At 25.6% G+C, this 10,657-nt stretch carries 10 protein-coding genes; 3 read left to right on the top strand and 7 right to left on the bottom strand.

Translation table 11 applies throughout. From position 1 onward, the window contains the following. Positions 1-77: 77 nt before the first annotated feature. Together Q1J60_RS02735 and Q1J60_RS02730 are read left to right on the top strand one after the other, a co-directional pair. On the top strand, positions 78-485 hold the full coding sequence (locus Q1J60_RS02735; protein WP_300258164.1) for a YtxH domain-containing protein: 408 nt from the start codon (positions 78-80) through the stop codon (positions 483-485). 80 nt (positions 486-565) lie between these two features. Further along, complete coding sequence (locus tag Q1J60_RS02730; protein WP_300374775.1) at positions 566-835, top strand: hypothetical protein; 270 nt, start codon at positions 566-568, stop codon at positions 833-835. Positions 836-1,164: 329 nt separating this feature from the next. On the opposite strand, the gene Q1J60_RS02725 is transcribed toward Q1J60_RS02730, so the two are convergent. Further along, on the bottom strand, positions 1,165-2,004 hold the full coding sequence (locus Q1J60_RS02725) for an alpha/beta fold hydrolase (protein ID WP_300258159.1): 840 nt from the start codon (positions 2,002-2,004) through the stop codon (positions 1,165-1,167). Between the two features lie 256 nt (positions 2,005-2,260). Continuing rightward, complete coding sequence (locus Q1J60_RS02720) at positions 2,261-3,103, bottom strand: metallophosphoesterase (RefSeq protein ID WP_300258156.1); 843 nt, start codon at positions 3,101-3,103, stop codon at positions 2,261-2,263. A gap of 207 nt (positions 3,104-3,310) precedes the next feature. Between Q1J60_RS02720 and lepB the strand changes: the two genes are divergently transcribed. Next, entirely contained in the window at positions 3,311-3,853 is a 543-nt protein-coding gene (gene lepB / locus Q1J60_RS02715) for a signal peptidase I (protein WP_300258153.1), read from the top strand. A gap of 357 nt (positions 3,854-4,210) precedes the next feature. Here lepB and Q1J60_RS02710 read toward each other — a convergent pair whose 3' ends face one another. The 5 genes from Q1J60_RS02710 to Q1J60_RS02690 form a co-directional block, all read right to left on the bottom strand. Then, complete coding sequence (locus Q1J60_RS02710; RefSeq protein WP_300258150.1) at positions 4,211-4,366, bottom strand: hypothetical protein; 156 nt, start codon at positions 4,364-4,366, stop codon at positions 4,211-4,213. 60 nt (positions 4,367-4,426) lie between these two features. Then, a complete protein-coding gene (locus Q1J60_RS02705) occupies positions 4,427-5,014 on the bottom strand; it encodes a hypothetical protein (RefSeq protein WP_300258148.1) in 588 nt (195 codons plus the stop codon). Between the two features lie 471 nt (positions 5,015-5,485). After that, positions 5,486-6,769 carry a glycoside hydrolase family 125 protein gene (locus Q1J60_RS02700; RefSeq protein ID WP_300258146.1) on the bottom strand — a complete coding sequence of 428 codons (1,284 nt, stop codon included), beginning with the start codon at positions 6,767-6,769 and terminating at the stop codon, positions 5,486-5,488. Positions 6,770-7,246: 477 nt separating this feature from the next. Then, on the bottom strand, positions 7,247-7,906 hold the full coding sequence (trmB, locus tag Q1J60_RS02695) for a tRNA (guanosine(46)-N7)-methyltransferase TrmB (RefSeq protein WP_300258143.1): 660 nt from the start codon (positions 7,904-7,906) through the stop codon (positions 7,247-7,249). Positions 7,907-7,998: 92 nt separating this feature from the next. Further along, positions 7,999-10,611 (bottom strand): 3'-5' exonuclease, encoded by a 2,613-nt coding sequence (locus tag Q1J60_RS02690; RefSeq protein WP_300258141.1) that lies wholly within the window; start codon positions 10,609-10,611, stop codon positions 7,999-8,001. Positions 10,612-10,657 lie beyond the last annotated feature (46 nt).

Genomic DNA, 10,657 nt, shown 5'->3' with positions numbered 1-10,657 from the left:
AATTATTATTGATTTTTTTATACTATATAGTATAATTTAATTAAACGAAATCAATAATTTATTGGGAGGTAAAGATTATGAGTTTAGCAAGATTAATAGAAGAAAAAAGAAAAGCTAAAGCTAGAGTAGAAAGAAATAAAAAAGCTAAAGTAGCTGTAACTGGAGCTGCTGTTGGTACATTAGCTGGAGTATTAGGCGGTTTACTATTTGCTCCTAAGTCTGGAAAAGAAACAAGAAATGATATCAAAGAGAATTCAAAAAAGGCTGCTCAAAAGTTAAATGATAAAGGTATTGAATTAAAAGAAAATTTAAATACACAAGTTGCAAAGGGAAAAGAAAACATTTCTGATGCTAAGAACAAAATAAAAGAATACCTTAATAGTAAAAAATGTAAAAACATTGAAGAAGCTGTAGAAAAAAACTTAAATACTCCTGTTGAAGTTGCAGATGAAGCTACTTCTGTAGAAACTGAAGAAGTTAAATAAGATAACTAATAATTATGTATATAGATTTAAATTTTATTTATCTATTATTAGCTTTATTAGGTTGTGTGGCTATTGTTTATTTGATACTGACATTAAACAAAGTTTTAAAGTTAGTATCAAATATAAATAGTCTTTTAGATCAAAATAAGGACAACCTTACTAAGACTATTAACGATTTGCCTACAATAGCTGATAATGTTAATGATGCTTGTCAAAACATTAAAGATATATCTGATGTCGCAACTGAAACTACAGCTGACTTAATTGTTGCTAAAGAAAATATAGAATCTAATGTTGAAACAGTTAAAGAAATCGCTAAGATAATTAATCAAGTTTTTTTTAAAAAATAAGAAAGCTCATTCCAATCTAAATCCTTTAAGATTTTTTTGGAATGAGTTTTTATTTAAATTAATTCGCTTGTATAAACTTCTAACGCTAAGTAATCTTTCCTTTGAAGATTTTTAATTTCTTCACCATTAGTATTTATTATTCCAGTAGTTTTTGAAGTCTTATCAGATTGAACTAAACCTCAATTTAATACAGAGGTACATAATATTGTAGTTATAGCCATAAAGCAAATATTTTTCAGTCTCATTCTAAAATTCTCCCTTTAAATATCTACTTATTATTAATTAAACACTATGCTTTATCTTCCTATTAAGATATTACAGAAGATATTTTATGTAAAGTTATATTTATAAACATATTTTCTTTTTTCTTTTGCATCCAACATATGTCCGTGATTATTTATTAAAAAATTTAGTGTAAGATGATTAAAAGTTTCAAAAGAATCAATATTACATATATGACCACAATTTTTTAATACTACAACATCTTCTTCCGGTACAAACTTTTTTATAGTAGGAAGAAAAACATGGTCTTGATCTCCCATAATAAAAATCTTCTTAACACTTTTCTTTACATATTTATAATTTTCTAGATGTTCTCTCATAAGCTCAACCCATATAAAACATTCATTTTTATCTAATTTTTTAGCAGACTTTAAAAATATATTTCTTGAAAGCTTATGATTTTTACATGGCATTGACATATACGCTACAATTTTATAAAAGATTTCTTTTGGAATAATATTCTTGGTAAATAAGGCTAAATTCAAAAAAAATTTAGACTTTAAATTCATACCTACAATTCCTCCCCCTAATATCATAGAAGAAACTCTATTAGGAAAATAATTTTCAAATTGCATTCCAACTATAGTACCAAGGGATATACCTAATAAATTTACTTTTTCTATATTTAACTTATCTATTATCTCTACAATATCTTCACAAATGTATTTAAAAGATATTTCACCTTTAGCTTTTTGCATGTTTTTCAAAGTATGATTTTGTGAATTTCCATGACCATGAAGGTCCACTAAAAGTAAGTTGTAATTTTCTGATAGTACATCTATTTGCTTTTTAAATATATTCAAATTTCCACCTATTCCGTGAAGCATCAGAATCCATTCTTTATCCTTGCGGAGATATTTATTATTTACTACTTTATAATATAGCATCTATATTGCGCTCCTTAACATTCTGATTTAAAAATTTTAATGTTTTTTCTTATAAGTTAATATCCTAATCCATTTATCAGAAAATTTTTAAGTCATATATTACATAATTTTTAAATTTATATTTTTAAAGCTATTTTAATTCCCATATAATTATGTTTCTTAAATTCTATCATCTTTTTCACTCTTATATCCCAATGTCTATGGATATTTGAACAAAATTTTACACAGCATTAACATTGTTTAAACTTAATCAATATTACCTTATTGTAATTAAGGTTATTTCAGGTCTATTCACAATTCTCATTTTAAAAAAACCATTTCCAAGACCTCTACTTAAAATCATAGATGAATCTTTTTCTATGAAAATACCTTTTTTTCTTTCCATTAAATTATTAAATATATATCTATTTATAGCTCTAGTGTATCCTGAAAAAGTAATGTCACTTCCCCACTTTACATAAGCCTCAAAATTTACTACATCATTTGCTAGAACAATATTAAATTCACTTCTATTAGGTTTCCCTAATTTATTTACTATATCTTCTTTTGAAAATACATTTTCTTTTTTTCTTTTTTCTTTTAAAAAATTAGACTTTATTTCATCCCCTATGTAAATTCCATAAATATTTAATTTCCCCTCATTTTTTATAAGTGAAACTTTACTATTATTTAAAAGTATTACTCCTATATCCACTAATTCCTTTAAATAATCTCTATATTTATCATATTTTCTTCCACTTAAGTTTTTACATCCTTCAATAGAATAATAAATTGGATAAAAACTTCTTAAAATTTTACAAAGTTCTAAAAAAACAAAATTCTTATCTAAAGACGAGGTTAGCATATTCCCAGTGGTGACAATAATATCTGGCTTTAAAAAATTGATTTTTTCTATAAGTCTATAATTTTCACTCCCAAAGGTTTTTCCATATAAATTATTTAAATGTAAAATTTTAAATCCTCTAAAAGCCTTAGGAGTTTTTCTAGAAAACAACTCATATTCATTTATAAAAATACTATTGTTTTCATAAACTAAATACGCAGTAGTAGCAATTCCAAAAATTGAAGTTATTTTTACCAAATCTGAAATCTCATTCATGAGAGTACTAATCCTTTAACTTTTTGCTCTTATATTTTATATATGAATATAAAAATATAATTAAAACTCAATAACCCATTTTACTTTTACTTCATTTATTTCCAAATATTGGGTTTTATGGTATTATTATTTAAGATAGGAGGTGTACTTGTTGCAATTTTAGTTAAATTTAATAAAATATAATACCTAAAGCAACATAATATATTTATGAATTCATTATCTGAAAGAAACATATCTACCTTAAATAAAAAATCATACTTAAAAATAAAAAATTTAATAATTTTTTCTGTAATAGTTTTTTTAGGCTCTTATTTTTTAACTAATTACCTAATTTTCAAAGCATATATTCCTACTGGATCTATGAAGCCCACAATACTAGAAGAAGATGAAGTAATTGTAAGTAAACTTTACACTAGTATAAATAGAGGAGATATCTTTGTATTTAGTCATGAATCTTCTAAAGAATTGCTTATAAAAAGGGTGGTTGGTCTTCCTGGGGAAAAGGTTCAGGTAAAAGATGGTCTTTTATATGTAAATGATACTTTAATTAATGAACCTTATGTTAAAAATAACGAATCAATGAATAAAACTTTTTACGTTCCAGAAGGACACTACTTATTTTTTGGCGATAATAGAGCAAGATCACAAGATGCACGAAGATGGGAAAATCCCTATGTCCCTAAAGAAAACTTAGATGGAAAAGCTCTTTTTACTGTATATCCTAAAGAAAGAATTGGATTTTTAAAATAAATTTTATATATAATAAAAAGTCCTATAAGCTAAGGGATACTTATAGGACAAATGCATATATATATGAAATATAGGGAAATTAGGTTTATGCTTTAACCTGTTAACATTATATTAACATACCGTTACACATTTTTCAAGATTTTTTTTCAAAAAATAAACATTTTTTGATTCTAATCCCTATAAACAAACAATTTTTTTTAAAATTGAGCTTTATTCACTATATTTCATTCTTAAATTTAAATTTTCTAATAATATTCAACTTAAACTTATTTTTATAAGTTTCTTTCAGTCTTTTTCTTAATATTTTTCTAATAATATAGAATTGAAAACCATTCTTTAATATAAAAAATCATATATTTAGTTTATATGTTTACTTTGGAATCCTTCTCTCTTTATAGAGTGTTTTTTTAATGTTCTATTATTATTTTTTCCTTCTTCACTAGTTATTGGAGTTTGAAAATTACACTTCTCCATTCTTGCTACCTTATTGTCTGGTTGACTATCCTTTGTCATAAGTACTCCTCCTTAGTTAGTTGAATTTAATTTTATTTTTCTCATAAAAACAAAATATTATTATGGTAAATAATTATATTTATATTTATTTTTATAAAATATATCAGATGAATCCTTATATACTCCAATTATTAATATTTCATCAAATCTTTTTAATTCTATTGCCTCCTGAGCTTCCATATCTAAGTTTGCCACTTCTTCACATAAGTAAGCTATTGCATAAGCTTCTCTATCATTAAAGATAATAGTGTCTATTATAACTGGAAATTTAACTATGTCTTCTCCTATTAACATATCTACTGATCTAAAGGCATCAGAAATATCTTTAGCACTTTCACCTCTATCTCTAGCCATATTTATAAACCAATTCTCATATTCCTCTATTGTTTTCTTTGGAACTTCAAAATTTTTTAATGTTTTATCATTATCAAAATAAGTTTTTAAATCTTCTTTATTTATTTTCGTATTACTATTCCTAAACTGTTTAAACTTATCTTTAGATTGTATTGATATATCTCTTTTTTCATTTTCTTCAACTTCAATTTCATTGTCAATAAAATTTATGGCAATTTCATTTCCTTGCCTTCCACAAGCTATTAAATTACATACTAAGATTATATTTAATAAAATTAGGCTTACCCTTTTCATAAATTCACCTCAGTATATTTTTACCTTTTTCCCCAAACTCTATTCAAACAAAAACTCAAAAGAAAAAGCTTTAAAAATAATAAAAAGCTGTATAAAAACAACTATAACCCTTATAAATATATTACGATAATTACTGAATTTCGCTAAGAATTTATAGCAATTACTACGAAGATTTTACTAAAGCGAAAAACTTCCTTCGGTCAAACAGTTTCGCTTCTTAACGTAAAATCTTCTACGTAATAGCTTAAATTCTAAAGCTTATTCAGATATTATCTTCATATTATTTATAAGTTTTAATGTAAGTTATTTTTTATACAGCTTATTGAAATTCAAATTTATAAATATATATTTAACTTAATTAGAGTATTATTAATAGTAATAAAATTTTATATTTTAAACAACACTAGAGATAGTATTAAAGAGTTTAACTCTTTAAAATAATCACTAATTAAGTTAAAACAAGATATTTTATTATTTTTTATTTATAACTTTCTCATATATAAAGTGTGAGAATAATGAATTTGACCATGCAAACCAATCTCTTGTAAACTTAGCTGGGTCATCTACATGAAAACCTTCATGCATATATCCAGTGCCTGCATCAGTATCTTTTAATAATTTAATTAACTTATCTATTTCCTCTTGATTATTTGTTGTTAATCCCTGCATTGATAAAGCTATATGCCAAATATATTGGTCTGGAGTATGTGGACTTCCAATTCCTTTAGCAGCTTTTCCTTCAAAGAAGAATCTATTATTTTTGCTTAAAATAAATTTTCTAGTATTTTGGTAAACTTCATCCTCAATTCCTTTATACTCTAAGTAAGGAATCGATAAAAGACTTGGTACATTAGCATCGTCCATGAAGTTATAATTACCCATACCATCAGTTTCATAAGCATAAACTTCTCCAAATCCTTCTTTATAAACTTTTCCATGCTTTTCTATAGCATTGTCTATTTCTTCTCTCAAACTATAAGCTTTTTCTTTAAGCTCTTCATCCTTATAAACCTTCTCTGCAATTTCTGAAATATATCTTAAAACAACTACAGCGAACATGTTTGCTGGAATTAAGTATCCATATTCACAAGCATCATCACTTGGCCTAAATCCTGACCATGTCATTCCTGTATAAGCAACTGGAGTTCCTAACCCTTCATGGCTTAAAGTGTCAGTTACTGAACAATTTAATCTTTGGAAACTATAATCTGATTTTTCTCTATGATATTGCTCAACTCTCCAAAGATCTATTATCATATTAAAAGCTTTTTTAATATCATCATTAAAGAAAGTTTTATCACCAGATTTTTTCCAATACTTATATATTAATCTAACTGGATAACATAGTGAATCTATTTCATACTTTCTTTCCCAAACCCAAGGACTATCCTTAGTTATATCATTGTCCCACTTTTGTCCGTTAGGTTCCTTATTAAATGCATTTGCATATGGATCTATGAATATACATTTTATTTGTCTATTGATTAATCCAGTAAAAATATCCTTTAATTCTGTATATTCATTAACAAACGGCAAGTAATGCTCTACTTGAGATGTAGAATCCCTAAGCCACATTGCAGGAATATCACCAGTAATTACAAAAGCATCTCCTTCTGAAACTTCTAAAGTTGTATCCATTGTATTTATAAAACAATTATAAAATAATTCTTGTAATTTCTTATCCTCTATTTTAGCTGATAAATCTTTACCAATTTTTCTTACACTTTCTTTTAATTCATTAGTTGATAAACTCATTTTACTCTACCCCCAAGTTAAAATATTTATTATTTAGCTATTTTCTAAATAAAACTAAATTTTTATGAAACGTTATTTTTAGGCACTAATTAAAATCAAAATAATTTTTCAAAAATCACCATTAACTAAAAACTAAATTTATTTAAATGCTTTACTTTATTACTTAGCTAAAAGTTAACCTGATTTTATAGAATATCCAATCAACTTCAGATACATTGTATACCATTTCATATTTGTAATAAATATACTTTTTTAAAGTTCTTTATGTTTCTAAAATTTATCACTTAAATCTAGAAACTAGACAAGTTAAGACTAAATAACTTTAAATATATAAAAATGAATCTCTATGAAAGTTTTGATACAATCTAGCTTAAAATAAAAGAGCTAAAAGATTTTAAAAATTATTATTCTAAAGTTCTAAAAATCTTTTAACTCTCATATTATTTAATTCTCATGATCTTATATTACCAACTAAAATTATAATTTTTTAGCTATTAAGAATTTTATTTTTATTCCTTGTTTTGAGAACATTTCCTCATGCTCTGTTACTACATTATATTCATATCCACTATTATGTAGATCACGAGTTATGTAAGTTATCTCAAAATTACATTCTTTAAAATATTCTAAAGATTCTTCAAAAAGCTCATCATCATCAGTTTTAAAATGGATTTCCCCACCATCAACTAAGAAATCTCTATATTTTGTTAACTGTCTTGTGTGAGTTAATCTTCTCTTCTTGTGTCTATCTTTAGGCCATGGATTACAGAAATTTATATAAATTCTTTCTATCTTGTCATTACTACCTAATATAGTATCTATTAAAGCAATCTCTTGAGGCATTAATTTAACATTATCTAAAGGTTTATTTTTCTCATCATATGCTTTTTCTATATTTCTTTTAGCTAAAACAAGAACTTCATCTTTTATGTCTATTGCTATATAGTTTATATCTAGATGGTCAGAACCATGTACAGCCATAAATGTTCCTTTTCCACATCCTAATTCTAAATATATTGGGTTTTCTGTATTTTTAAAAGTATTTTTCCAATTATCTCTATTCTCTTTTGGATTAGCTACAAAGAAGTCACATGCTTCTAATTCTGGTCTAGCCCAAGGCTTTCTTCTCATTCTCATCTTAAAATCCACTCCATCCTTTAGTTTCAGAATTATTATACAGATTTATATGAAGTATATCAACCTTAGGATTTTCCTAATCTTATAAAAGATTATATAATTTTAAAGAACTCCTTTGGAATATACTCTATGAACTGACTTATTTCATTTCTATGTCCATATTTTCCTTGAGAATTATATGTTATAACTAACCTTTTCTTTGCACGAGTTATTGCCACATAAAAAACTCTTTTTTCTTCTGCTAAATTTCCCTCTTTAATAGCCATATAAGAAGGAAATGTATTATTTTGAATACCTGCTAAAAATACAGTATCAAACTCCAATCCCTTTGCTTGATGCACAGTTATTATTGGTATTCTAGGCTTTTTAGTTCTATTTATTATTAAAGATTCTAACTCTCCATTAGAAAGACCTGTTATTCTTATAATATCTAACAAGGCATCTCTATTACCTTTACTTTTGTCATCTAAATCTCTAAATAAAGCATATAGATCTCTTAATCTATTTAACTTTTCTTTGTTTTCATCTCCAGAATACATACTCTTAATATTAAATCCATTCATTACACAGGCAACTAATTCATAAGGTCTTTTACTTTCTGCTATTTGAAAAAGTTCATTTAATTTCTTGCTAATAGACGTAAATGCTTTTAAATGTTTTGACATTAATGCTATTCTTTCCATTGAAGTTGGAATTATCTTTTCATTTATTGCCCTAACTAAAAGTTCAGAAGTAGCAATAATATCATCCATAGCATCATGGCTTGGCTTATGTCTAGTATCATAAACATTACTTAGATTTTCTAACTTATAATTTATATTTCCTGGATAAAATCTTCTATATATGTCTAAAGTATCATAAAAAGTTTTAAACTTAGGCTTTCCTAAATTGCTTCTTTCAAGCTCGCTACATAGGATATTTATATCATATTGAACATTGTGACCTACTATTATAGAATCCTTAGAATACTCCACAAATTCCTTTAAAACTTTTTCTTTATCTTCTCCAATCCTTTGAAGCATTTCATCTGAAAAGCCATGAACATAGTAAGAGTCCTTAACTGATTTCTTATTCTTTAGAAACTTTTCAAACTTATCTACTACCTCACCATCTCTATTTAATTTTATAGCTGCTATTTGAATTATCTCATCCTCTGTAACATCAACTCCTGTACTTTCCACATCAAAAACTATTATATTTTCTTTTTCAAATTCATTTATTAGTAAAGAAAATTTTTCTCCATATTCTAATACAAGAGGATCTATATAATCTGCTAATCTTATGCCAACCTCTTTATACTTATAAGATTCTATTGCCTCTAAGGTTCTCATACCAATTCCAGTTGGCAGTCTATTAACGATTCGCTTTAAACTTAGAGAATCATATCTATTAGCTATTAATTTTAAAAATGCTAATAGATCTTTTACTTCTTGTCTCCTAAAAAACTTAAATTGATCTACAAGTATAAATTCAAAATCTGCTCCTTCATATCCACCTATTTGATAGAGCTCTTCACTAAGTCCTATATTATAGTTATTATCCCTTGTAAGAACACATACTCTTTTTAAATCTTCACCCTTTTCACATAACTTATTTACATAATCAAAGATAAATCTAGCCTCTTCTCTTAATCCTCTAGTTTCTTTTAATAGTATTTTCTCACCAACTTCTTTTGATTCTGATAAAATCCCATTCTTATACATAGTAGAAACTTTACTAGAAAAAGCATTATTCAAAAATTCTAAGGAAGCTTTATTTAAGTTTTTGGTGGCCCTATAATTCTTAGAAAAAACAATTTCTACAGGATTATATTTCTCTTTAAATTTATTAAAAATCATTTCTGGGTCAGATCCACGCCAACTATATATGGTTTGAAAGAAATCTCCACATATAAGAACATTATTTCCTTCAAAAAGCTTCTCAATTATTGAATACTCTATAATACTTGTATCCTGAACTTCATCTATATTTATATACTTAAATTTATTTTTAAGGGCCCTAACAACTTTTTTATCCTTAAATAGTTCCTTAGTAAGTAGTATCAAATCATTAAAGTCTAAAGCATGATCCTCTCTAAGCTTAGAATCATATAATGTTACTAATTCATGCCCATGAAATTTAATGTAGTTTTTAAGGTTTAAATTTAAGTTTCCTTTGTTAGTACAAACTTTATTTATTTTTTCTTCTCTAAATTTAAAAATTTCATCAATTACAGTTTTATATTCATCTAAAACTCTATCTTCTAAGATTTCTATTCTTGCTCTTTCAACCTTTATAAAATCAATAACCTTTTGAATTTGCATATTAGTAGCCATTAAATTACTTGTAGCATAGTAATAACTTAACTTACTTATAACTTCTCTACAATCATCTTCATCAAATATTGTGAAATCTGAAAAAATATCAGTATTTCTCTTTGCATAAGTTCTAACTACGTCAAAACAAAAACTATGAAAAGTTCTTATGGTTATATCCTTAGCCTCTCCCCCAACTATTTTAATTACTCTATCATTCATCTCTTTACATGCCTTATTAGTAAAAGTGATGCATAGAATTTCTGAAGGCTTTGAATTTCCATTTTTTATTATTGAAGTTACTCTCTCTGCTAAAGTATTAGTTTTTCCTGTTCCAGCAGAAGCAAGCAAAATAATATTGTTTTTTTGTTCATTTACAACCTTTTGTTGCTCTTCATTTAAATTAATCATACTAGCCTTCCTTTCCACATAAAATTCTATTGTAATTATAAATTAA

Origin of the sequence: Clostridium sp. (assembly GCF_029258205.1) — a bacterium.
Lineage (GTDB): Bacteria > Bacillota > Clostridia > Clostridiales > Clostridiaceae > Sarcina.
Note: the sequence above shows the minus strand (reverse complement) of the source record. Positions and strands in the feature narration are given on the sequence as shown.

Excerpts from the sequence above, each read along its gene's own strand:
- Q1J60_RS02720 (WP_300258156.1), bottom strand. The coding sequence starts at position 3,103 with ATGAATGAGATTTCAGATTTGGTAAAAATAACTTCAATTTTTGGAATT.
- Q1J60_RS02735 (WP_300258164.1), top strand. The coding sequence starts at position 78 with ATGAGTTTAGCAAGATTAATAGAAGAAAAAAGAAAAGCTAAAGCTAGA.
- trmB (WP_300258143.1), bottom strand. The coding sequence starts at position 7,906 with ATGAGAATGAGAAGAAAGCCTTGGGCTAGACCAGAATTAGAAGCATGT.
- Q1J60_RS02700 (WP_300258146.1), bottom strand. The coding sequence starts at position 6,769 with ATGAGTTTATCAACTAATGAATTAAAAGAAAGTGTAAGAAAAATTGGT.
- Q1J60_RS02710 (WP_300258150.1), bottom strand. The coding sequence starts at position 4,366 with ATGACAAAGGATAGTCAACCAGACAATAAGGTAGCAAGAATGGAGAAG.
- Q1J60_RS02725 (WP_300258159.1), bottom strand. The coding sequence starts at position 2,004 with ATGCTATATTATAAAGTAGTAAATAATAAATATCTCCGCAAGGATAAA.
- Q1J60_RS02690 (WP_300258141.1), bottom strand. The coding sequence starts at position 10,611 with ATGATTAATTTAAATGAAGAGCAACAAAAGGTTGTAAATGAACAAAAA.
- Q1J60_RS02705 (WP_300258148.1), bottom strand. The coding sequence starts at position 5,014 with ATGAAAAGGGTAAGCCTAATTTTATTAAATATAATCTTAGTATGTAAT.
- lepB (WP_300258153.1), top strand. The coding sequence starts at position 3,311 with ATGAATTCATTATCTGAAAGAAACATATCTACCTTAAATAAAAAATCA.